Origin of the sequence: Actinoplanes sp. NPDC049548 (genome assembly GCF_040676695.1) — a bacterium.
GTDB lineage: Bacteria > Actinomycetota > Actinomycetes > Mycobacteriales > Micromonosporaceae > Actinoplanes.
On record NZ_JBFAPM010000010.1, the window covers coordinates 224,176 to 245,936 of the forward strand.

General features: G+C 73.5%; 21 protein-coding genes. 7 read left to right on the forward strand and 14 right to left on the reverse strand.

Annotated elements, in window-relative coordinates; all coding sequences use genetic code 11:
* Positions 1-122: 122 nt before the first annotated feature.
* On the forward strand, positions 123-428 hold the full coding sequence (locus AB0J80_RS21405) for a hypothetical protein (RefSeq protein ID WP_364707450.1): 306 nt from the start codon (positions 123-125) through the stop codon (positions 426-428).
* A gap of 12 nt (positions 429-440) precedes the next feature.
* Here the strand turns inward: AB0J80_RS21405 and AB0J80_RS21410 are convergent, their stop codons facing one another.
* Together AB0J80_RS21410 and AB0J80_RS21415 are read right to left on the reverse strand one after the other, a co-directional pair.
* Positions 441-1,010, reverse strand: a complete 570-nt coding sequence (locus AB0J80_RS21410; protein WP_364707453.1) for a hypothetical protein — start codon at positions 1,008-1,010, stop codon at positions 441-443.
* A 9-nt stretch (positions 1,011-1,019) separates the two neighbouring features.
* The gene (locus AB0J80_RS21415; protein WP_364707572.1) at positions 1,020-2,159 is read right to left on the reverse strand and encodes a zinc-dependent alcohol dehydrogenase; all 1,140 of its coding nucleotides are present in this window, start codon (positions 2,157-2,159) and stop codon (positions 1,020-1,022) included.
* 142 nt (positions 2,160-2,301) lie between these two features.
* Here AB0J80_RS21415 and AB0J80_RS21420 point away from each other — a divergent pair, with 142 nt between their 5' ends.
* The gene (locus AB0J80_RS21420; protein ID WP_364707456.1) at positions 2,302-2,646 is read left to right on the forward strand and encodes an STAS domain-containing protein; all 345 of its coding nucleotides are present in this window, start codon (positions 2,302-2,304) and stop codon (positions 2,644-2,646) included.
* Between the two features lie 7 nt (positions 2,647-2,653).
* Here the strand turns inward: AB0J80_RS21420 and AB0J80_RS21425 are convergent, their stop codons facing one another.
* The 4 genes from AB0J80_RS21425 to AB0J80_RS21440 form a co-directional block, all read right to left on the reverse strand.
* Entirely contained in the window at positions 2,654-4,045 is a 1,392-nt protein-coding gene (locus tag AB0J80_RS21425) for a hypothetical protein (RefSeq protein WP_364707458.1), read from the reverse strand.
* Positions 4,046-4,123: 78 nt separating this feature from the next.
* Entirely contained in the window at positions 4,124-4,366 is a 243-nt protein-coding gene (locus tag AB0J80_RS21430; RefSeq protein ID WP_364707460.1) for a hypothetical protein, read from the reverse strand.
* A gap of 40 nt (positions 4,367-4,406) precedes the next feature.
* Positions 4,407-4,598: a hypothetical protein gene (locus tag AB0J80_RS21435; protein WP_364707463.1), complete on the reverse strand. Its 192-nt coding sequence runs from the start codon at positions 4,596-4,598 to the stop codon at positions 4,407-4,409.
* A gap of 80 nt (positions 4,599-4,678) precedes the next feature.
* Positions 4,679-5,329, reverse strand: coding sequence for an ATP-binding protein (locus AB0J80_RS21440; protein ID WP_364707466.1), 651 nt, complete (start codon positions 5,327-5,329; stop codon positions 4,679-4,681).
* A 30-nt stretch (positions 5,330-5,359) separates the two neighbouring features.
* Here AB0J80_RS21440 and AB0J80_RS21445 point away from each other — a divergent pair, with 30 nt between their 5' ends.
* The gene (locus AB0J80_RS21445; protein ID WP_364707468.1) at positions 5,360-5,998 is read left to right on the forward strand and encodes a response regulator transcription factor; all 639 of its coding nucleotides are present in this window, start codon (positions 5,360-5,362) and stop codon (positions 5,996-5,998) included.
* Between the two features lie 36 nt (positions 5,999-6,034).
* Here the strand turns inward: AB0J80_RS21445 and AB0J80_RS21450 are convergent, their stop codons facing one another.
* The 3 genes from AB0J80_RS21450 to AB0J80_RS21460 are packed head-to-tail and all read right to left on the reverse strand — an operon-like array spanning position 6,035 to position 8,497.
* Positions 6,035-7,294 (reverse strand): Nramp family divalent metal transporter, encoded by a 1,260-nt coding sequence (locus tag AB0J80_RS21450; protein ID WP_364707470.1) that lies wholly within the window; start codon positions 7,292-7,294, stop codon positions 6,035-6,037.
* 25 nt (positions 7,295-7,319) lie between these two features.
* Entirely contained in the window at positions 7,320-8,057 is a 738-nt protein-coding gene (locus AB0J80_RS21455; protein WP_364707472.1) for a cytochrome c oxidase assembly protein, read from the reverse strand.
* Entirely contained in the window at positions 8,054-8,497 is a 444-nt protein-coding gene (locus AB0J80_RS21460; RefSeq protein WP_364707475.1) for a DUF2243 domain-containing protein, read from the reverse strand. The genes AB0J80_RS21455 and AB0J80_RS21460 overlap by 4 nt, the downstream gene beginning before the upstream one ends.
* A gap of 114 nt (positions 8,498-8,611) precedes the next feature.
* On the opposite strand from AB0J80_RS21460, the gene AB0J80_RS21465 reads away from it, so the two are divergent.
* Positions 8,612-9,529 carry a manganese catalase family protein gene (locus tag AB0J80_RS21465; protein ID WP_364707477.1) on the forward strand — a complete coding sequence of 306 codons (918 nt, stop codon included), beginning with the start codon at positions 8,612-8,614 and terminating at the stop codon, positions 9,527-9,529.
* A gap of 52 nt (positions 9,530-9,581) precedes the next feature.
* On the opposite strand, the gene AB0J80_RS21470 is transcribed toward AB0J80_RS21465, so the two are convergent.
* The 3 genes from AB0J80_RS21470 to AB0J80_RS21480 form a co-directional block, all read right to left on the reverse strand.
* On the reverse strand, positions 9,582-10,040 hold the full coding sequence (locus tag AB0J80_RS21470) for a DUF4383 domain-containing protein (protein ID WP_364707480.1): 459 nt from the start codon (positions 10,038-10,040) through the stop codon (positions 9,582-9,584).
* Between the two features lie 57 nt (positions 10,041-10,097).
* Complete coding sequence (locus AB0J80_RS21475; protein WP_364707483.1) at positions 10,098-12,446, reverse strand: bifunctional diguanylate cyclase/phosphodiesterase; 2,349 nt, start codon at positions 12,444-12,446, stop codon at positions 10,098-10,100.
* Between the two features lie 94 nt (positions 12,447-12,540).
* Positions 12,541-14,076, reverse strand: coding sequence for a carboxylesterase family protein (locus tag AB0J80_RS21480; protein ID WP_364707485.1), 1,536 nt, complete (start codon positions 14,074-14,076; stop codon positions 12,541-12,543).
* Positions 14,077-14,198: 122 nt separating this feature from the next.
* On the opposite strand from AB0J80_RS21480, the gene AB0J80_RS21485 reads away from it, so the two are divergent.
* Positions 14,199-15,431 (forward strand): vanadium-dependent haloperoxidase, encoded by a 1,233-nt coding sequence (locus AB0J80_RS21485; protein WP_364707488.1) that lies wholly within the window; start codon positions 14,199-14,201, stop codon positions 15,429-15,431.
* 6 nt (positions 15,432-15,437) lie between these two features.
* Here AB0J80_RS21485 and AB0J80_RS21490 read toward each other — a convergent pair whose 3' ends face one another.
* Together AB0J80_RS21490 and AB0J80_RS21495 are read right to left on the reverse strand one after the other, a co-directional pair.
* Positions 15,438-17,027 carry an FGGY-family carbohydrate kinase gene (locus tag AB0J80_RS21490; protein WP_364707490.1) on the reverse strand — a complete coding sequence of 530 codons (1,590 nt, stop codon included), beginning with the start codon at positions 17,025-17,027 and terminating at the stop codon, positions 15,438-15,440.
* A 4-nt stretch (positions 17,028-17,031) separates the two neighbouring features.
* On the reverse strand, positions 17,032-19,242 hold the full coding sequence (locus AB0J80_RS21495; protein WP_364707492.1) for an aminotransferase class III-fold pyridoxal phosphate-dependent enzyme: 2,211 nt from the start codon (positions 19,240-19,242) through the stop codon (positions 17,032-17,034).
* Positions 19,243-19,368: 126 nt separating this feature from the next.
* Between AB0J80_RS21495 and AB0J80_RS21500 the strand changes: the two genes are divergently transcribed.
* Both AB0J80_RS21500 and AB0J80_RS21505 read left to right on the forward strand, forming a co-directional pair.
* Entirely contained in the window at positions 19,369-20,550 is a 1,182-nt protein-coding gene (locus AB0J80_RS21500) for a helix-turn-helix domain-containing protein (RefSeq protein ID WP_364707495.1), read from the forward strand.
* A gap of 6 nt (positions 20,551-20,556) precedes the next feature.
* The gene (locus AB0J80_RS21505; RefSeq protein WP_364707497.1) at positions 20,557-21,744 is read left to right on the forward strand and encodes an MFS transporter; all 1,188 of its coding nucleotides are present in this window, start codon (positions 20,557-20,559) and stop codon (positions 21,742-21,744) included.
* Positions 21,745-21,761 lie beyond the last annotated feature (17 nt).

The following is a 21,761-nucleotide window of genomic DNA, read 5'->3' on the forward strand; positions in this document are numbered from 1 at the left end:
CGGCGCTCGTCAAGCGGAGCGACGCGATCTCCGCGAACTACATCAATGGGGTTCGGGAGGCACCCGGGCATACCGGGAGCCGGACGCGGGTTAGCCGGGGCCGCACCGGGTAGCCCGTGCCCATGAGCGAACAACCGTGGGGCATCGACGCGGACAACCCTCTGGACGAAGGCAGCGAGCCCACCGCCGTGGGCGACGGCAGCATCGCCGAGCAGCGCGCCGCGCAGGATCCGACCGCCCAGGACGGCACCGACGTACGGCCACCCGACCGGCCAATCGCCTACGACCCGGACGAGGAGCACCAGCCGCAGGCCGGAGAGCAGGGTGGGCAGCCGAACCTCTCCCCCGACCCGGCGGTGGCGGGCCGGCGCAGCAGCCTCGGCCAGGGCTCCACCGACGACAGCCCGGGAACACCCTCGGGTATCTGACCGGCCGACCGCTCAGCGCCGGCCGGCGACCCGGCGGGCCAGGCGGTAGGCCACCCAGCCGCCGAGCACCCACGGCGCCGCGACGATGACCGGGTCCAGCGCGTGATGCCTGACGTCCGCGCGTCCGTGTCCGCGCCGAGACGCGAGCCCGTGGTGCGAGATCTCGCTGAGCACACCGGTCTGCGTGACCGGGTTGTCGGGCCGGAGGCTGACGAAGGAGCGCAGCGTGCTCTCCGCGGTGTCGACCCGGTCGGCGGCGAGCAGCAGCAGCCAGTGCGCCGCGCGGCCCTCGCTGTACCGGCGGTACGCGTACCTGCGGATGACGCCCGAGAGGCCCTTGGGCGGGCAGGACGTGCCGAACACCGGCGTGAGGAACTTGTGCTCGATCGAGCGCTCCCGCGGCCACTTCTCCGGCTGGCGCTCGGGGAACTCCCAGCGTGCCCCGCTCAGGTTCGGGTCGAACCGCTCCCGCGGCACGGCGGGACGGTCCCTGGGATCCAGGTCGGCACCCCAGCCCGGGATGCGGGCCCGCAGCTGGTCGCTGGACTCGGCCGCCTTGGGCTTCTCCGGTGTGTACGCCATGGTTGCTCCTCAGGACGCGCTGGGGACGATGAGCGGCTTGATGCAGCCGTCGAGCTTCGCGGAGAAGATGTGGTAGCCCTCGGCGATGTGCTCGAGCGGGATCCGGTGCGTCACGATCTCGCTCGGCTTCAGGTAGCCGTTCTTGACGTGCTCGAACAGCCGGGGCCACTGCCGCTTCACCGGGCACTGGTTCATCCGCAGGGTGAGCCCCTTGTTCATGGCGTCGCCGAACTTGACCGCGCTGAACATGGGTCCGTACGCGCCCATCACCGAGATCGTGCCGCCCTTGCGGACCGCGTCGATGGCCCAGTTGAGCGCCACCGGCGACCCGCCCTGCAGCTTCAGCTTCGCCGCGGTCACGTGCTGCAGGAAGTTGCCGTCCGCCTCGGCGCCCACCGCGTCGATGACCACGTCCGCGCCGAGGTGGTCGGTGATCTTCTTGAGGTGCACGACGATGTCGCCGTACTCGGTGAAGTTCAGCGTCTCGGCGTGCGCGAACGACTCGGCCTTCGCGAGCCGGTAGTCGAGGTGGTCGATCACGATGACCCGGCCGGCGCCCATGAGCCAGGCCGACTTGGCGGCGTACAGGCCCACCGGCCCGGCGCCGAAGACCACCACGGTGTCCCCCTCGACGATGTCGCCGAGCTGTGCGCCGAAGTAGCCGGTGGCCAGCGCGTCGGTGAGCAGGACCGCGTCGTCCTCGTCCATCCACTCGGGGATGAGGCTCGGCCCCACGTCGGCGAAGGGCACCCGGACGAACTCGGACTGCCCGCCGTCGTAGCCGCCGCAGGTGTGCGAGTAGCCGTAGATGCCGCCCACCGCAGTGGCGTTGGGATTGACGTTGTGGCAGTTCGAGTAGAGCCCGCGCGCACAGAAGTAGCAGCTGCCGCAGAAGACGTTGAACGGCACCATGACGCGGTCGCCCGCCTTGAGGTTCTCCACCGAGGAGCCGACCTCGTCGACAACGCCGACGAACTCGTGGCCGAACGTCATGCCGACCCGGGTGTCCGGCATCATCCCGTGGTAGAGGTGCAGGTCCGAACCGCAGATCGCCGCGCGGGTCACCCGCACGATCGCGTCGTTGGGATGCTCGATCGCCGGGCGTTCCTTCTCCTGCACCCGGACCCGGTACGGCCCCCGGTAGACCATCGCGCGCACTGTCCCACCTCCACGTCGGCTGCGGCCCTGGCTACCCGGCGGAGGTGGGGGCAAACGCCCGGGCCGTGGCGATGTTTCCGATGCGGCAGGGCGGGGTACGCAGGCGCCCGCACCCTGGGGAGGAAGCCGGACCATGCCTTTCGACTGCACGATCGAGCGGGAGGGCGACACCATCGTCGTCGTTCCCGAGGGCGACGTGGACGTGGACAACGCCGCACTGCTGCGGCAGGTGCTGCAGCAGGTGGTCGACCGCCGCGACTGCACGCGCCTCGACATCGACATGAGCGCGGTGACGTTCCTCGACTCGTCGGGGCTGGGGATGCTGGTCGCCGCCCAGCGGGCCGCGAACGCCCGCGGCATCACGCTCAAGCTGCGCGACCCGGGCCCGGTCGTCCGGATGGTGCTCGAGGTGACGAACCTGCACGCGACGCTGACCGACGAGGCGCAGCCGTCGCCCGCCGGCGAGCCGGCCGGCTGAGCTGCGGTCAGGCGACCAGCAGCCCGGCGCCCGGTCCGGACGACCGCAGCGCGGCGAGCACCCCGGCGACGGGCATCCGCGGCGGCGGGGCGGGGTCGGCCGGGCTCATCGTGGCCAGCGCCGACGAGGCCCGCGCGGCCGCCATGGGCAGCATCGGGTAGCGGGTCATGGCCAGCTTGTCGACGTGCGGGCGGGTGCCCGCGAAGGCGGCCAGTGAGCGCCACAGCGGCGCGGTCGCGTACGTCTCGCTCCGCACGCCGGGCGGCTGCGGCAGGACGGCCACCTCGTCGAACGCCTCGCTGCCGGCGAGCCACCATCCGGCGGCGTCCACGGCGCGCTGCGCTGCCGACTCGCACCAGTACGGCACCAGCCCGGCGCTGAGCACGTGCCAGGGGTCGATGAAGGAGCCCGTCTCCACGACGCACCGGTCCGCGGCCCGTCCCTCGGTCCCCCACCACTGCCGGTGCAGGTCGGCCGTGAACGCGCTGAGCACCGACGGGCTGGGGTACAGCACGCGGTGCGCCGGGCTTCCGCAGCGGCGCAGGTCCTGGTCGAACCCGGGTTCGCCGGTGAGCTCGGCGTACCGGGAGGGGCCCGGGTCCGGCGGGACGGACCACTGGTTCTCGCTCAGCCCGGCCAGCAGCCGGCGGAACGAGGGATTGTCCATCGTGTAGTCGTCCGCCGGCCGGCCGCTGACCGGGCTGCCGATCTGGAAGCTGTGCCGGGGCGCCAGCTCGAGCACGGGCCAGTTCCGCAGGTCGCGCAGGGCCAGCGCGATGCCGCCCGGTGCCAGGTGGGTGGCCAGGAACTCCCGGTACGCCTCCGGCAGCCGGGTCCAGCGCACGTGCAGGGTAAGGGTGCTGCCGCAGAGGGCGCCGCGCTGCATCGGGTCGTGCACCTGGCGTACGGTCACGTCGGGGTTGCCCGCGAGGATGCGTTCCGCGACGAAGGCACCCCAGTCCAGGGCGCCCTCCCCGTCCCCCACCCGGCCACCGAGCCAGGGCACGGAGACGGTGAAGCCCGAGGGCAGCCACGGTACGTCGAGCACCGCGGCGAGGTGCGCCACGGCGCCGTGCACGGAGCCGAGCAGCACGCCGGGGTATGTCCGCTGCGGGTACCGTCCGGTGATCCACGCGGCGACCGCGGAGGCGTCCAGCCGGAACACCTCGTCGATGGGCGTGGCCTCGACGTACGCGTCCCGCAGCAGCGCCGACGTCCGTTCCCGCGCACGCAGCCCGGGGCGGCGCCCGAGCAGCGGGATCCGGTCCAGGTCCCGGCAGCCCCGGCCCTGCACGGCCCGGACGGCGGCCTCCAGCAGCCCACGGCCGGTGCTGTCGGGACAGAACACCCGCTCGGCGGAGGCAGCGGACGCCGGAGCTTGCACGGAAGAGTCGGTCACGGCGGGCCCCTTCCTCGGCGGGTGTGCGCGGCGTACCCACCTGCGTCCCGCTCAACCCCCTCCCGCCGGGTGAAGCGGTCAGCGGTCCGGGCGGTAGACCTCGGTGTCCCCTGAGACGGCTTCCGGGTCGTAGCCGGTGCGCGCGTCCACCGTGTCGTCGAAGGGCTCGTCGCCCGCCGGCGCGTCCGGGGCCGGTGCCAGCTCCGGATCGTCACCCGCGGCGGAGGTGACGGAGGCACCCGGCGGCCGCAGCGAGGCCTGGTGCGCGGTGGCGCCGTCGGGCTCGTCGGTGGGGTGGCGGTCGGTGCTCTGGTCGGTCATGACGCTGCCTTTCGTCGGGCTCGGGTGTGGATCGGCCGGATCACCGCGTCACCGCGGCGCCCGGTGGGATGTCGGCGGGCAGCGGCACCGCTGCCCGGAGGCGTACCGTCCGGCGCAGTGCCGGGACCGCGGCGATCGCGGTGAGGGCGACGGCGAGCAGCACGGTGAGCACGGTCCATTCAGCGTGCAGGACGAGGGCCAGCAAGTACGCCGAGGCGATGAACAGGCGCATAGCGGTTCCTTTCGCGAGACGTGCACACGTGCGGTACCCCGCCCGGTGGCCCGCCAGGGCCGGTGCCCGGCCCCGCGGGGTCAGCGCCGGCGCCGCGGCAGGCACACCTCGATCGCGACGCCCCGCGGAGTCAGCGGCCGGGCCCGGATGACGCCGCCCTGCGCGGCGACGAGGTGGCGCACCACCCACAGGCCGAGGCCCTTGGTCCCCTGCGGCGGGGTACGCCGCCGCAGGCTGCGAGCCAGGTCGAGGGTGAACGACCCCTCGTCGGACACGGTGAGCCGCAGCCGCCGCCAGCCGGTCCGGGCGCTGAGCCGGATCGCGCCCGGCGAGTAGCGCTCCGCGTTGTCGAGCAGGTTGAGCAGGATCTGCCGGGTGTGCCGCGGGGCGACGACGCAGCGGGCGGCGGCGGCGCTGACCTCCACGTCGAGGCGCTCGCGGGGCACGGTCGCCGCCACCGAGGGCAGGACCCGGTGCAGGGGCTGGTGGTTGTCCGCCGGTCCGGCCAGGCCTTGCGCTGCCGCGGCGGCCTGTTGCAGCACGGCTTCGGCGTGCGACACGTGGGCGGCGGCGAGCTGGGCGAGCTCCTCGCGGCGCCCCTCGGTCTGCTGATGCTCCAGGGCCCGGACCAGCGACGTCAGGGTCGCCACCGGGGGCCGCAGCTCGTGGCAGAACGAGCGCAGCAGGACGAGGGCCGGGTCCGTGGGCGGTTCGCGCCTTCTCACCCGCATGACCGCTCCCGGGCTGGGCATGCGTCCCGCGTGCCTACGTCTGTCCGGATCGTCGTCGTCGACGACCATGCCCTGTTCGTCAGCGGGCTCGAGCTGCTGCTGCCCGAGGTGAGCGGCGGGCGCGCCACCGTCGTGGCCGCCACCCGCGACGCGGCCTCGGCGGCCGCGCTGGTCCGCAACTGGGTGCCCGACCTGGCCCTCGTCGACCTGCACATGCCGGCCCCGGGCGGGCTCGGGGCGATCGCGGCGGTCCGCCGGGCGGCGCCGCGGACCCGCATCGTCGCCATGTCCGGCGACGAGGACCCGGAGCCGGCGCTGGCCGCACTGCGGGCCGGCGCCGAGGGCTTCCTGCCGAAGACCAGCGATCCCGCGGCGCTGCTCCAGCCGCTGCTGGCGGTCGTCGACGGGTGGGCGGTGCTCCCGCCGGAGCTGCTCGGCGCGCTGCTGGCCCCGGCACGGTCGGCCCGTCCGGCGCCCGCCGATCTCGACGACGCCGAACGCACCCTGCTGCAGCTCATCGCCGCCGGGGCGACGACCACCGAGATCGCCCTCAAGCTGCACGTCTCCGAGCGTACGGTGAAGCGGCTGACCGCCTCGCTGCTGCGCAAGCTGCGCGTGTCCAGCCGGACGGAGGCCGCCGCCCTGGCCGGCAGCACGGGCATCCTGTGAGGTATGCGCATGGGCGGGGCGTTCCCGCCCCAGCGGTCACGAAACGGCGAAGGTGCGGACGAGCAGGAAAACATTCAAGGCGATGATCAGGCCCGCCGCGATGCTCGCCCCGGCGGTGGTGATGCGGCGGTTGACGTGCGCGCCGACGATGTCGCGGCGGCGGGTCAGCCAGATGAGCGGGATCAGCGCGAACGGCACGCCGAAGGAGAGCACCACCTGCGACCAGACCAGCGCGGTCGTCGGGTCGGCGCCGGCCAGCAGGATCACCATGGCCGGGGCCATGGTCAGCAGCCGGCGGACGCTGAGCGGGACGCTGCGGCCGATGAAGCCCTGCATGACCACCTGACCGGCGTACGTGCCGACGCTGGAGGAGGCGAACCCCGAGGCCAGCAGTGCGATCGCGAACGCGAGGGCGGCGTACCCGTCGAGGGTCAGCCCCAGCCCGGCGTGGATGCCCTCGAGGCTGTCGGTGCCCGGGATGCCGGAGCCGAAGAACAGCCGCGCGGCGATCATCAGCATCGCCAGGTTGACCAGCCCCGCCAGGCCGAGCGCCACCAGCGTGTCCACCCGCTGACAGCGCAGGGCGACCCGCTGCTGAGCGGGGTCGGCCGCGGCCGTGGCGCGGGACTTGGTCAGCGCCGAGTGCAGGTAGATGACGTGCGGCATGACGGTGGCGCCGAGGATGCCGGTGGCCAGCAGGAGGCTGTCGGTGCCCGAGAAGGACGGGACCATCCCCGCGGCCAGGGCGCCGGCGTCGGTGCCGGCCCGCAGCGCGTCGTACAGGAAGCCCAGCAGGATGACGCCGAGCAGGCCCGCGATAACGGTCTCGAAGCGGCGGACGCCGCACTGGTGCAGCGTGAGCAGGGCGAAGGCGACGACGCAGGTGATGAGCCCGCCGACCGGCAGCGGTACGCCGAACAGCAGAGAGAGCGCGAGCGCCCCGCCGATGATCTCGGCGAGGTCGGTGGCCATCGCGACGAGCTCGGCCTGCACCCACAGGGCCCGGCTGACCGGGCGCGGCAGGTGCTCACGGCAGAGCTCGGGCAGGTCCCGGCCGGTGACCAGGCCGAGCTTCGCCGACAGCGACTGGATCAGCATGGCCATCAGGTTGGCCGCCACGATCACCCAGACCAGCTGGTAGCCGAACACGGCGCCGCCGCTGAAGTTGGTGGCGAAGTTGCCGGGGTCCGCGTACGCGATGGCCGCGACGAAGGCCGGCCCGAACCACGGTGCCACCCGGGCGACCCGGCGGCGCAGCGGCTGGACCAGCTCGACGGCGGAATCCAGGACGACCATGCCGACCCAGTGCCCACCTTCGGTGTCACGGCCGGGCCATGCGGTGACCCGTACGGGCCAGGCCGCCGCGCGCACGCACCTGCCGCGACCCGGATTGGAAGACGCCGAAGGCGAGCAGGAGCTCGGCGAGGTCGCCGCCGTAGTACATCAGTGTCGCCGCCGTCTGCCGGTCCGCGTCGGTGCCGGGCGTGCGGACCAGCGTTCCGGCGTACATCAGCTGGGCCAGCGTGGCGTGCACGGCGACGGCCACCGCGAGGACGACCAGCCGCGTGCGCACGGTGGCGCGGTGCGGGGCGGGGTCCGGCCCGGCGATCACCCAGGCGAACAGGCAGCCGGCGAGCAGGAAGTGGACCAGCAGGGCCGAGTGGAGGAAGGGGTCGCTCATCGCGTACGCGAGCAGTGGAGTGAGATGGAGCAGCACCAGGGAGCCGGCGCTGAGCACGAGAGCGACCACCGGAGAGATCAGGAAGCGAACCGGCGCCGTGCGCAGCACGCGCGTGAGCCGCCGCCCCGCGGTCACCGGCAGGGTCCGCAGCAGCAGCGTCACCGGCGCGCCGAGGACGATCCCCAGTGGAGCGACCATCCCGACGAGGAGGTGTTGTCCCATGTGGCCCGCGGCGCCGTGCGCGTGCATGCCGAGCCCGGCGAGGGCGACGGCACATCCGGCGGTGAAGGCGGCGCCCCGCCAGGGGTTCCAGACCCGGGCCCGCAGGCTCAGCCACTCGTATCCGAGGGCGGCCGCCAGGACGGCGAGGACGGTCATCGGCGGCGCACCGCCCAGCCCGCGCCGACCAGCAGGGCGCCCAGGGCCAGGAACGCCAGGTCCCACGGGAGGTGCCCGGCGCCCTCGCGGACGTGGTGCACGCCGAGGATCTGGTGGTCGACGAGGCCCTCGACGAGGTTGAACAGGCCCCAGCCGGCCAACGCCCAGCCCCACAGCTCGCGGGACCTCCATGCTTCGCGCCGGTCGCGGGTCACGCGGGAGTACAGCAGGGCGATCCCGCCGAGCACCAGCAGCCAGGCGGCCACATGGAACAAGCCGTCGGCCAGCGTGTTCATCCTCAGGCCCGCAACGGTGTCCGGCGAGCGCACACCGGTGAGCATGTGGTGCCACTGCAGGATCTGGTGCAGCACGATGCCGTCGACGAAACCGCCGAGGCCCGCACCGAGCAGAAGTCCAGGAGCACGCAAGGTCTGGGTCATGGGGGCCGATTGCCCCGCCCGGCCGGAATGACACGCACGGGCCACACGCTGACCCGGGCGGGCCAGCGACACGGGTAGCTCAGCGATTGTCGATTTCTATCCGTGGAGGCTTTCATGTTCAAGCACGTGGATTACCTGCAGTTCCAGGCCAAGCCGGAGAAGCCTGACGCGTTCTTCGCGGCGAAGCTGCAGGAGCTGGTCGGTGGCCAGTTCGGTGAGATGACCGTGATGATGCAGTACCTCTGGCAGGGCTGGAGCTGCCGGGTCCCCGGCAAGTACAAGGACATGATCATGGACATCGCGACCGAGGAGATCGGTCACGTGGAGATGCTGACCACCATGCTGGCCCGGCTGCTCGAGGGGGCGCCGAGCGAGACCACCGAGAAGGCGGTGGCGGCGAACCCGGTGCTGGCCGCGGTGATCGGCGGCATGAACCCGCAGCACGCGGTCGTCACCGGCGGCGGCGCGATGCCGACGAACAGCCAGGGCGTGCCGTGGAACGCCGGGTACATCGTGGCCAGCGGCAACCTGCTCGCCGACTTCCGCTCCAATGTGGCCGCCGAGGCGCAGAGCCGGCTGCAGACCAGCCGCATCTACAACATGACCGACGACCGCGGCGTCAAGGACATGCTCCAGTTCAACCTGGCCCGCGACACCTACCACCAGCAGCAGTGGCTGCTCGGCATCGAGCAGCTCATCGAGGACGGCTTCACCGAGAACGGCATCGAGGACTCCAACGGCGCCGAGGAGAAGCAGGAGCAGAACCACACCTTCTACAGCTTCGACCCGGAGAGCGCCGCGGGCGAGGGACGCTGGGCCCGCGGCCCGGCCCTCAACGGCAAGGACGAGATCATCTACGTGCCGGACGCCCAGCCGCTCACCGACGACAAGCCGCTGGGTCCCGCCCCCGACCCCAGGCTGTTCGTCACCTACGACGGCTCGATGGGCAAGGGCAAGCCGGGCACCGGCGCCGCCGCCCACGGCCAGGGGGTGGCCAATGTGGTCAACAAGATCAAGGGTGCGCTGGACTGAGCCGGCTCACGAAGAAGGGGCCGGGATTCCCCGGCCCCTTCTTCGTGCCGCCTCAGCGGCGGTTGGTCTGCCGGGTGGTGAGGAAACCCAGGGCGATCATGCCGAGACCGAGCAGCAGGTGCAGCCAGTCGTCGGCGGTGTTGAGCGGTACGAAGTTGGCCGCGCTGTCCTGGCCGACGACCAGGCCGTAGAGCCAGAGCACCAGGTAGATCGCGCCACCCCCGATCAGGTACGAGCGCGCGCCCGACACGGTCCGGGCCAGCGCGAAGCCCACCAGCCCGAAGAGCAGGTGGACGATGTTGTGCAGGACCGACACCTGGAAGATGCCGAGCAGCTTGGCGTCGCTGTGGTGCCCGGCGAACGCCATGGCGCCGTAGTCCGTGGTGATGCCGGGTATGAAGCCCAGGATGCCGACGAGCGCGAAGACGGCGGCGACCGCGAGGGCAGCCGTCTGCACGAGCGTACGGGCCCGCGGCGACGCTACGCCGCCCGCATGGGAACTGGTGACCATGGTCTCTCTCCTCCATTGGGGACCGGCGGCATTCCCGCCCCCGAGAGGAGACAAACGTCAGCGCGCGGCCGGCGCTGTCACCCCTTCGGCTAGAACATCGGCCGTCTTCGCGGCCGGCGCCGGGCGGCCGTAGTGGAAGCCCTGACCCTTGTCGCAGCCGAGGGTCTGCAGCACCGCCGTCTGCTCCATCGTCTCCACGCCCTCGGCGACCGCGGTCAGCCGCAGGGTGTGCGCCAGGTCGACGATCGTGCGGACCAGCGCCACCTGCTGCGCCGGGTCGCCGGTCGCCTCGTCCGGCATGAACGACCGGTCGATCTTCAGGATGTCGATGGGCAGGTCCCGCAGGTACGCCAGCGACGAGTAGCCGGTGCCGAAGTCGTCGACCGCCACCTGCACGCCGAAGCGGCGCAGCTCGCTGAGGTGCGCGATGCTCTGCTCGGCCTGCGCGCCGGCGCCGACCAGCACGCCCTCGGTGATCTCCAGGATCAGGGCGGCGGCGGGCAGGTCCGCGTCGTGCAGCGCCCGCATCACCCGGGCGGCGAAGTCCGCCTCGGACAGCTGCCGCGGCGAGACGTTGACGGTCAGCAGCGTGCCGTACCGGCGGTACCAGACGGCGGCGTCGCGGCAGGCCTGGCGCAGCACCTGCTCGCCGAGCGGCACGATCAGCCCGCTGTCCTCGGCGGCCGGGATGAAGGCGTCCGGCCCGATCGTGGCCTCGCCCGGCGGCACCCAGCGCACCAGCGCCTCCACGGCGGTGAACCGGCCGGTGGAGAAGGAGACGATGGGCTGGTAGTACACCTGGATCGCGTCGGTCCCGATGGCGCCGCGCAGCCGGTCGACCACGGCGATCCGCTTCAGCTGGTTCTCGCGCAGCGTGACGTCGTACGCGATCACCCGGTCCTTGCCGGCCGCCTTCGCGGCGTACAGCGCGAGGTCGGCGTCGCTGAGCACCTCGGCGCTGTCCGCGGCGGTGGCGAGGTCGCGCATCCCGATACTCGCCGTGACGTGGAGCCGCTGCCCGTCCACCTCGACCGGCTGCCGCAGGGTGCGCAGGATCGCCCGGGCGTGCGGCTCGGCGGCGAGGCAGTCGCCGTCGTGCAGCAGCACCGCGAACTCGTCGCCGCCGAAGCGGGCCAGCGTCCCGGCCCGCCCGATCACCTCGCGCAGCCGGCGGGCGGCCTCGGTGAGCAGTGCGTCGCCGGTCGGGTGCCCGAAGCTGTCGTTGACGTGCTGGAACCCGTCCAGGTCGACCATCAGCAGGCAGCCGGCGTCCCCGGTGCTTAGCGCGGCCTGGACCAGGCGGTCCAGGTGCAGCCGGTTCGGCAGGCCGGTCAGGGCGTCGTGCAGCGCCAGGTGGGTCATCTGCTCCTGCAGCGCCGCCTGGTCGTCCAGCGCCGCCTGCAGGTCGGTGGCCCGCCGGTTGACCAGCGTGCTGGTGTGCGACAGGCGCAGCACCAGCAGCACGCCGGTGGCCGCCGCGGCGCCCAGCGGCACGGTGATGTCGAGCAGGTCGAAGTCCTGGCGGTGCAGGTCGCGCCAGAACGCGTACGCCGTCGCGGCCGGCCCCACCAGCACGATGAGCGCCTTGGCCGCCGTGGTCAGCCGCGGCGAGCGCAGGTAGCCGCCGATCGGGGCGGCCCCGCGGTCGGTGGCCATGGCGGGGTGCAGGGCGGCGGCGCCCACGAGCAGGTAGAAGAGCATCCAGCAGGCGGCGCTGCCACCGGAGCCGGACCAGGGGCCGCCGGCGGCGACCCACAGCACGTAGCCCACGTCGGCCAGCACCAGCACGCCGGTGCCGAACAGCATGAGCAGGTGCGTGCGGGTCAGCGAGGCGGCGGCGACGGCCAGGCGTACCGCCATGGTGAGCAGGATCAGGTCGAGCACGGGGTAGACGAGCGCGAAGCCGCCGGTGATCGCATCGCGGCTGCGGAGCACGGGGTCGATGAGGAACACCCAGGCCAGCACGGCCGCGGTGCACGCCACGATGCCGGCCTCGGCGGCGCCGGCCAGCGCGGAGCTGCGTCCGGGCCCGGCCAGCACCGCCAGGGCGGCGGCGACCAGCAGGTACATGCCGTAGTAGACGGCGTTGATCACGTTGAGCCCGGCCGGGGGCCCGCCGAGGACGAGGGCGGCCGACCAGGCGAGGTTGCTCAGCGCACCGCACGCCATGCCGGCGGCGAGCAGCCACCACGGCAGGGTCCGCGCCGGCCGGTGTGCCCGGATCCCGGCGACCACGGCCACGGCGGCGGCCGCGCCGAAGGCCGCGTAGACGGCCTCCTGCGCGGCCGGACCCAGCAGGATGCCGGCGATGACGACCGGGATGCCGCCCAGCAGGAACCACCGCCAGGTGCGGGTGCCGACCCGGGCGGCGGGGTACGCCACCCGGTCGTGCTGCTGAGCAGTCATGCGGCCGCCTTCTCCCCCGAGCCAGGTCTGAGTCACTCATGCTGGGGGTCCACGGGTGCCGACCGGGAGCAGGTGAGGTCGGCGTTCCGGAGCATCAGCGGCCGGGTACCGACGCCCAGAACCGGCACCGGTGCTCCGCCTCCACGTCGACCCGGCCACCCGGCAGGGCGCGCGTGTCCGGCACCACGTTCCAGTCGACGCCGCCGGTGGCCGCGAACCGGGCCCATGTGGTGACCATGCGGGCGGCGAGGTCCCGTTGCGGCTCCCCGGGCGGCCACGTGACGTCGAACAGGAACGGCAGCTCGGCGCCGTGGTAGGCACCCCACGGGTACGTGTCGTCCGGGGCGGGGCCGTGCCGCTCGGCGAACTCGTACGCGTACGTCGGGGTGCGGCGCGCGAGGAGCCGGTTGCCGGCGGCCGTGGGACAGGCCCAGATCCGGTCGGTGGCCACGGCCGCCCACGCGAGGCCGGGCGACCCGTACGCCGCGGCCGGGTACGCCCGTTCCACCCGTCGCGCCTGGTCACCGAAGGCCTTGGTGAGGATGGCGCGGTAGCCCTCGGCGGTCACCGGCGCGGTGGTGGCCTCGTGCACGCCCACGAGGCCACGGTGTTCGTCGCGGTTCCCGCCGGACAACACCGGCACGCGGTGGAAGGCACCGGCCCGCAGCGCCTTCGCCGGCTGCTGCGGCAGCAACGCCGTCCCGTACGCCGGGGTGAGGAACGCGTCGACCCCGGTGCCCTCGGTGGCCCTGAGCAACGCCGCCGGCTTCGCCGCACGCAGGCAGGCCAGCCGGGCGCGCCCCGCCGGGCAGCCGATCCCCGGCTCGGCGGCGAGCCGGTCCCCCGCCCGGGCCACCTCGGCCACCGGGCTCCAGGGCGATCCGGCGGGCAGGCCGGGCAGGAAGAGCCCGGACGGCCAGTCGGTCAGGCAGGACCCGGACTGGATGATCGCCCGGTCGAACAACCCGGCCGCCGACGGCGACGTCAGGTGCGAGCAGACGCTCTGCCCTCCGGCCGACTGCCCGGCGAGCGTCACGTTGCCCGGGTCGCCGCCGAAGGCCGCGGCGTTGCGGCGTACCCAGCGCAGGGCCGCCTGCTGGTCCTGGAGGCCGAAGGTGCCGGACCCGGGCAGGCCGGGCAGGCCGAAGAAGCCGAAGACGCCGAGCCGGTAGTTGACGGTCACCACCATCACGCCGCCCTGCTCGGCGAGGCGGCGGGGGTCGTACCAGCTGCCCGAGCCGGTCTGGAAGCTGCCGCCGTGCAGCCAGACGACGACGGGCACGGGTGCGCCGGTGTGCACCGGCGTGGTGACGTTCAGGTAGAGGCAGTCCTCCTGGCCGCTCTGCGGACCGCCCGGGAACGGGGAGTTCTGCGCACAGTCGGGGCCCGCCTCGACGGCCGGCCGTACCGCGCGCCACGGCTGTACCGGTTGCGGCGCCCGCCAGCGTCGCTCCCCGTCCGGTGGGGCCGCGTACGGCACTCCTTGGAAGCTGCGGTGGCCGGCGGTGACCGTACCCCGGATCGGCCCGGCGTCGGTGCGGACGACGTCGCCGGACCCGTCCGCGGCCGCAGGGGCCGCGCCGAGAGCGGTCAGGGCCATGAGCACCGCGCACATCGCTGTTCGTCTCATGTCCTCGAGCCTCGCGGGATCCGGGCCCGGGCAGACCCACCAGCCGGCGGCCGTTGCGATCCACCGATCGGTGGACCCCTATGTTATTGTCTCCTTCTCCTATATGAGAGAAGGGTTATCTCATGCCCCCTCCCACGTTCTTCCGAGCGGGCGCCGCGGCGCTGCTGAGCGCCGTCGCCGTCGCCGTGCCCGGCATCGCCCTGCCCGCGCACGCCGGCACGTCCGCCGGCACCGCCGTCCTCTCCTGGTACGACGCCACGGCCCGGGCCGTCGCCACCGCCGGCGCGCCGACGCAGGTCACCAACAACCGCACGTGGGCGGTCGGCTGGCTCGCCGCCGCGCGGGCCCAGCGCGGTTCCGGCTCGGCGGCCTACCAGCACGCCGCCCTCGCCGGAGCCCTGCACCGGGCCCTGACCACACTGACGCCGGGCGCCGCCGCCGATGCCGACGCCGTCCTCGCCGCGGACCTCGCCACCATCCCCGGCGGCACCGCCAAGGACGGCGGCCTCGCCGCCGGGCGCGCCGCCGCCGACCGCCTGATCGCCGAGCGTGCCACCGACGGCCTCGACCCCGCCTCGGTCAACGCCCCGTTCCCCGTCCCGGCGCCCGCGCCCGGCGTCTGGCAGCCGACTCCCCCGGCGTACGCCCCCGCCGCCCAGTACGGCAACCGGGTGGCACAGCCCTTCACGCTGCACAGCGCCGCCCAGTTCCGCCCCGGACCGCCGCCCGCGCTGGACTCCGCCCGCTACCGCGCGGACCTGGCCGAGGTGCGCGCGTACGGCGCAGCGGACAGCACCGCCCGCACCCAGGCGCAGACGGACACCGCCACCTTCTGGCTCGGCTCCTCGCTGACCCTCTACACGCCGATCCTGCGCGCCGCCGTCGAGCAGTCCCGCGGGTCGCTGGCCGAGCGCACCCGCCTCGTCGCGCTCTTCCACGTGGCGCTGGTGGACACGCAGATCGCCACCTCCGACGCCAAGTACGCCTACCAGCGCTGGCGGCCCGTCACCGCGATCCGCACCGGCGCGATCGACCCGGACCCGGGCTGGCGGCCGTTGCACGACACCCCGGCGCACCCGGACTACCCGAGCGGGCACAACACCTACTCGGGAGCGGCCGAGCAGGTGCTGACGGCGCTCGCCGGGCCCCGGGCGCGGAGCCCGTACACCATCGGCAGCCCCACGGCACCGGGCGTGACCCGGACCTACCGCGACTGGCACCAGCCCAGCGCGGAGAACGTGGACGCCCGGGTGTGGTCCGGCATCCACACGCGCAGCGCGGACGAGGCCGGCATCCGGCTGGGCCGCGACGTCGCCGCGCACACCCTGCGGCACGCCGGCGACTTGCTGCGCTGATCCCGGCTACCCGTTGAGGCGGCGGTAGATCGGGGCCAGGTGCTTGTGCACCGACCGGTAGACGTCGAACACGCGGTCGTACACCTCGCGGTGGGCGTCCTTCGGCGCGAACACCCGGTCGGTGCGCACCAGGTCCGGGAGGTCGGCGAACGAGACCATCCCGGTGCCGACGGCGCCGATCCAGCCCGCGCCGCGCGCGTTCACCGCCAGCGGCCGGGCGTCGCGGCGGATCTCGATGCCGAGCACGTCGGCGAAGATCTGGCACCACGAGTCGGACAGCGCGCCGCCGCCGGTGATCGCCATCGTGGTGACCGGGGCGCCGAGGAAGCGGTCGACCGCGCCGGCCAGCCAGCGGGTGTTGAGCGCCACCCCCTCGAACACCGCGCGCAGCAGGTCGGAGCGGGTGGTGTCGAGCGAGATGTTGAGGAAGCCGGCGCGCAGGTTCGCGTCGTCGACGGGGGCGCGCTCGCCGTACAGCCAGGGGGTGTAGAGCACGCCGTTGGCGCCGGGCGGCACGGCCGGGATGATCTGGTCGAACGCGTCGAAGATCGAGCCCTCGTCCCGGCTGACCCGGCCGGCGCCGAGCAGCGGGTCGTCGTACTCGACGATCTTGTCCCGCAGCCAGGTCAGGTTGGCGCCGGCGGTCGCCTGCAGGGCCGTCATGAGGTAACGGTCGGGCAGGGCGCACGGCACCGAGGCGATCTGCGCGACCACATCGGTCTTCTTGCGCGGCACGTGCGCGGCGATCCACGAGGACGTGCCGACGTACAGGTGCGGCTCGTTGTCGCGGACCGTGCCGGCGCCGATCGCCGCGGCGGTGTTGTCGATCGCGCCCGCGACGACCCGGACGGACTCCGGCAGGCCCAGGTGGGCGGCGGCGGCCGGGCTGAGTGTGCCGATCACCTCGGTGCACGCGACGATCGGCGGCAGCTTGGCCGCGTCGATGCCGCACGCCGCGACCAGTGCGGGCGAGTAGCGGATCGCTGCGGGACGGCGGTTGTCGGTGACCCAGGACGTGAGGATCGAGTCGACGGTCGCCACGGTGCGCCCGGTCAGCCGCAGGTTGATCCAGTCGAGCACGTTGAGGAACGTGGCCGTGCGCTCGTACACCTGGGGAAGCTCGTCACGCACCCAGAGCATGTGGGCCGCCGGGTCCTTGCCGGTCCCGGAGGGCATGCCACCGGTGAGCCGCAGCCAGCGGGCGATCCTGGGCACCGAGAAGCCACCGTACGAGAAGCGCCCGCCGAACTGGCGCCGCAGGTTCGCCGCCCCGCGCATGTCGAGCCAGCTGATGCACCGGGTCAGCGGCTCGCCGCGGGCGTCCACCGCGATCGTCCCCTCGCCCTGGGTGGACGTGCAGACGGCGGTGACGGCCCGTAGGTGGTCCGGATGGTCACGCCCGAGGTCGGCGACCACCTCGGCCAGGGCGCGCCACCAGTCGTGCGGGTCCTGCTCGGCGCCGCCGCCCGGCAGCACGTGCAGCGCCACGGCGCGTTCCGCCCAGCCGGTCACCGTGCCGTCCGCGGCGACCAGGGCGGCCTTCATCCCGGACGTGCCCAGGTCGATCGCCAGCACCTGCGGCGCCGTCGCGTGCACCGGGTCAGACCCCCTCGACCTGCGCGAACACCTGGTCGAAGCGGGACAGCGCGTCATCGATGACCGCGTCGGTGTCGGCCATCGACGTGTACATCCGCGAACCGGCCAGCGTGATGATGCCGTGCGCCGCGTACGCCGCGCCCATCTGCTCCATCAGCCGCTTGCGCGCCTTGTTCTCCTTGAGCAGCTTCAGCGGGTTGCGCATGTCCAGCAGCATGACGCCGCTGCACTCCAGGTGCACGATGGACCCCTGGTTGTACGCCACATAGGGCAGCCCGTACTTGTCGATGAGCTTCTGCAGGCCACGGGTGAGCCGGTCGCCGGCCCGCCCGGCGATGACCGGGGCGTTGGTCCTGGCCATCTCCTCGATGGCGAAGTAGCCGGCCGCGCAGGACAGCGGGTTGGCCGACAGGGTGCCGCCGACCTGGATGTGCGCGCCGCTCTTGCCGTCGAGGCCCGAGCCGAAGACCGCCATGACGTCCGCGCGACCGCCGACCCCGCCGGCCATCGGGTAGCCGCCGGAGACCGCCTTGCCGAGCACCGTGAGGTCGGGCGTGACGCCGAAGTAGCCGGCCGCGCCGCCCAGCCCGACGCGGAACCCGGTGACCACCTCGTCGAAGATCAGCAGCGCACCGAACTCGTCACACAGCTGCCGGACCTTCGCGTTGAAGTCCAGGGGCACCGGGCGGGTGCCCGACTCCGGCCCGACCGGCTCCACGATCACCGCCGCGGTGCCGCCGCGGACCCGGTTCTCGATCAGCTTGCGGCGCAGCTGGCCGAGGTCGTGCGGGAACGACTCCCGGGTACGCGCGGTGGCGCCGAACGGGATCCCCTTGGCGTTCATCCGGTACGTGCCCGGCACCCGCAGGCCGTAGACCATGGTGTCGGACCAGCCGTGGTACGCCCCGCCCACCTTGATCACCATCTTGTGGCCGGTGAACGCGCGGGCGCCGCGTACCGCCGCCATGACGGCCTCGGTGCCCGATCCCAGTGACCGGTACATCTCGATGTGCGGCATGTACCGGTGGATGATCTCGGCGAGCTTGAGCTCGTACTCGTGGAACAGCCCGGTGACCGGCCCGGACTCGCGGATCACCGCGGCGACCCGCTCGTTGACCGGCGCGTAGTTGCTGCCCAGGATCGTGGGGCCGCCGGCCTGCAGGAAGTCGATGTACGTGTTGCCGTCGCGGTCGGTGAGGTACGCGCCCTCGGCCTTGTCGACCGCCAGCGGGAACGGGTAGTTGAACGCCAGGTTGTGCTGCACACCCCCGGGGATGCGCTTCTTCGCCCGCTCGGTGATCTCCTTGCTGGCGCGGCACTTGGTGTCGAAGTAGTTCAGCACGTCGAGCAGCGCGTCGTGGCGCAGGCCGCGGACCGGCTGGGCGACCAGGGCCTTGAGCCGGCGCAGCACGTCCGGCACGTCCGGGTAGTCGGTGATCGCGTACGCCGGCTCGGCATCGCCCAGCGCCTCGGCCACCGCGTCGGCGCTGGGCGGCTCCTCGTCCGCGGGTACCCGTACCGGAGTCACAGCCTTGGTGATCTGGGCGGCGATCCGCTTCTCGTCGGCCCGCAGCTTGGTGAACGCCACCTCCCGAATCGCCTTCGGGATGGTGTAGACCTTGCCGGTCTCCGTGGTCAGCGCCATCAGGTACGCGATCGACACCTTCTCCAGCAGCGCCATGTTGAACACGGCCCGGTCCGGGTCGGTGCCCAGCGCCACGATCCCGTGGTTGGCGATGATGAACGCGTTGTCCCCGCCGGCCACCTTCTTCTGCACGTTGCGGGCGAGGAAGCCGGTGCCCGACGGCGCGTAGTCGACGATCGCGACCTCCCGGCCGAGGAACCGCACCTGCTCGTCGGTGAGCGCCGGGATCGGCTTGCGCAGAAAGGCAAGGGCCGACGCGTACGGCTGGTGCGTGTGCACGATCGCGTTGACGTCCGGGCGCTCGCGGTAGATGTTGGCGTGCATCCCGCACTCGATGGAGGGCGCGAGCCCGGCCCCGGAGTCGTCGGGCACGTGCTTGCCGGCGAAGTCCACCAGGCAGATGTCCTCGACGCGCATCTTGTCGTAGTCGTAGTTGCTCGGCGTCACCGCGTAGAGCCGGTGGCCGGGTACGCGCACCGACACGTTGCCCTCGGTCGCCTTGAGGTAACCGCGTTCCAGCATGGTGCGGCACATGTCGACGACGTGCTGCCGGGAAGTCAGGTGCTGCACGGTGGTCTCCTGAAGGTGCGGCCGGACTCGTCCTTCGCATCGTCCCCGCAACGGGCGGGTCCCATCACCATCGCGCGGACAGCGAGATTCCGGGCGCTTTTTAGCACGCCGTGCCAAAATCGTGCCGTGACCCCCACGCCGTGGCAGCGGCTCCCCGCCGACCTGGCCACCGCGATGCGCCCCCGCCTGGACGAGACCGTCCGCACGGTGGCGGCGGCGGTCACCGAGGCCAACCCGGTCTTCGCCACCATCGGCGACAGCAAGGTCGAACGGGACCTGCACACCCCCGCCCGGGTCGCGTTCGAACGCTTCCTCGACCTGGTCGGCACGGCCGAGCCGGCGCTGCCGCCCGCGGTCCGGGAGGTGTTCGTCGCGCTGGGCGCGGCGGAGGCCCGGGAGGACCGCGGCCCCGAGGCGCTGCTGGCCTCGCTGCGGACGGCGTCGCGGCTGATGCTGCGGCTCGCGTGCGAGGCCCTGGCGGGGCTGCGGCCGGTCGACACCGCCGAGCTCATCGACCTGTCCGACGCCGTCACCGCGTACGTCGACGAGCTGGTCGCCGCCAGCACCGACGGCTTCGCGCGGCAGCTGCGCGAGCAGGCGGGCGAGGGCGACCGCCGGCGCCGGCACCTGGCCGAGCTGCTGCTGCGCGGCGGCTCCCCGCCCAGCGTGGCCGCCGCGGCGGCAGCGGCGGCCGGCTGGCCCGCCCTGGACGCGGTCGTGGCCGTGCTGCTCCCCGCCGACCAGGCCCGCGACGCCCGCTTCCGGTACGCCGGCGACGGCGTGGTGCTCGAGCGCGACGACCACGCCGTCCTGCTGCTGCGCGACGGCCCGCGCGCCGCCCGGCCGCAGCTCACCGAGATGCTCCGGGGCCGCGGCGCGGTCGTGGCCCCGGCGACCGGCTGGGCGCAGGTGCCCGAGGCGCTGCGCCTGGCCGACCTGACCGCCGCCCTGGCCGGCCCGCAACCCGGCCCGGTCTTCGCCGACGACCACCTGGCCGCGCTGGGCCTGCGCGGCGAGCCCGGCGCGCTGGCCGCCCTGGCGTCCCGGCGGCTCGCCCCGCTGGCGGAGCTGCGCCCGGCCCAGCGCGCCCAGCTGCTGGCCACCCTGCACAGCTGGCTGCGGCACTGGGGATCGCGGGCGGAGGTCGCGGCCGAGCTGTACGTCCACCCGCAGACGGTCAGCTACCGCCTGGGCCGGCTGCGCAAGCTCCTCGGCCCCGACCTGGACGACCCCGCGGCCCGCTTCGAGCTGCAGCTGGTACTCGCATTTCAAGGTTCTCGACGTGACGGCGATCACGTGCCAGAGTGAGCGCCCATGGAGATCGTTCCCTCCGGCGGGGCTCGAGCCCGGTGGATCGGCGCCGGGTACGCCGCCCAGGGCCTCGGCTACGCCGCGGTGGTCACCGCGCTGCCGATGTTCAAGGAACGGCAGGGCTTCGACGACGCCCTGGTCTCCGTGATCCTGCTGCTGGTGGTGGTGGCGGCGGCCGGCGGGTCGCTGGTGGCCGACGCCGTGGCGGCCCGGTGGGGCAGCCGCTACGCCCTGGCAGGCGGGCTCGTCGCGGTCGGCATCGCGCTCGGGCTCACCACCTTCCGCTCCCCCACGATCGTCTTCGTCGCCGTCCTCATGGCGTACGGCGTGGGCCTGGGCACGGTCGACGCGTCGCTGAGCATGCAGGGTGTGCTGGTGCAGGCGCGGCTGGGCCGGAGCGTGATGAACCGGTTGTTCGCCGCGTACACGGCCGCCGCGTTCGCCGCCGCGCTGCTGATGTCCGCGTTCGTCGCGAGCGGCGCGGGCGCCGGCGTGGCCGTGGGCACCGCCGGGGCGTTCGCGGTGGTCGTGGCGCTGACTGGGTGGCGCGCGTACGAGCCGGCCCGCACGGTGCCGCAGGACCTCGCCGGGCACCCGGGTCCGCGGGACGGCACCCGGCGGGTCGTCCTGATCTGCGGCGCGCTCGTCTTCACCGCGTTCCTCGCCGACTCCGCGGTGAGCACCTGGAGCTCCGTCTACCTGCACGACTCCCTGCACGCCGTCGACTCGGTCGCGCCGCTGGGCTACGCGGCGTACCAGGTGGCGGTCCTGGTGTCCCGGCTGGTCGGCGACCACGTGGTGCCCCGCACCGGCCGGGCGCCGGCGGCGACGGCCGCCCTGCTGGCCTGCGCCGCCGGCTGCGGCCTGGTGACCGCGGTCCCGTCCGTGGCGGCAGCGGTGGCGGGCTTCGCCCTCACCGGCGCCGGCGTCGGCGTGCTGGTACCGCTGGCGTTCAGCGCCGCCGGGCACGCCGCACCGGGACGCAGCGACGAGGTGATCGCCCGGGTCAACCTCTTCAACTACGGCGGCGCACTGGTCGGGGCGGTCCTGCTCGGCCTGCTGTCGGAGCCGATCGGCCTGCGGGCGGCGTTCCTCATCCCCGCCGCCGGCCTGCTCCTCACCCTCCCCGTCATCCGTCCCCTGCGGAGCCTCGCCGCCAACCCCGCTGGTCAGCCTTCGTTGCGTCCTTGAAGGGTCTGCGCGAACGC